Genomic DNA, 624 nt, shown 5'->3' with positions numbered 1-624 from the left:
GGGTCAAGGCGCCAGGGTCAGGTCTTGCAATGCAACGGGTGCGCCGGCCGCGACGAGGCTACCTTCTAGCCGCAGGCTCGTTGTCCTGCCGATAGGTACGAGCGGGTCTGGGTACGACACGCTTGGCCAGGAGGTCCAGCTCCTTGCTGTGGTACAGATCCAAGCACTTCATCAGGTCAAGCCTGACGCCCGGACCTTGGATCGAGTTGTACTGGCGGGCCAGGTACTTCTCGATCAGCTTGGTGATCTCGCCGGCGGCGAGTTCGGGGTCGTAGTTGGTCCAAGTGGAATCCAGCCCGCCTGCCGTAGCGCCGGCGTCTGCCGCGGCTTTAGGTTCGCTCGCATAGGCGGCGGCCAAGCAAGAACTCAGGACGAGGTCCTTGAAGTTCTGCCCATAGCTGCGCGAGGCCACCTCGGGCAGTTCCTGCCGCTTCTCTGGCGGGTTAGCACTTGCGGCGAGAGTCGACGCGCAGGGCAGGGCGAAGAGCATCGCGACGACGACGGACCGTGGGGTCACGGGAGCCTCCGGAAGCTTGCCTCTATCAGCGCGGACTGTCGGCTGTCCACGTATCAGTGGCCACGTACCTGGCCAAGGTACTTGCATCCCTGGACCGAAACATATAT

1 protein-coding gene is annotated in these 624 nt (G+C 63.3%); it reads right to left on the bottom strand.

The annotated features are described in order from the left end of the window. Positions 1-58: 58 nt before the first annotated feature. Positions 59-517: a T6SS amidase immunity protein Tai4 family protein gene (locus AC1DYI_RS37850; RefSeq protein ID WP_477209183.1), complete on the bottom strand. Its 459-nt coding sequence runs from the start codon at positions 515-517 to the stop codon at positions 59-61. Positions 518-624 lie beyond the last annotated feature (107 nt).

The organism is Ideonella sp. P3_A4 (assembly GCF_056403075.1).
The sequence above is the reverse complement of the archived record's forward strand: the minus strand, read 5'-3'. Positions and strand labels throughout refer to the sequence as shown.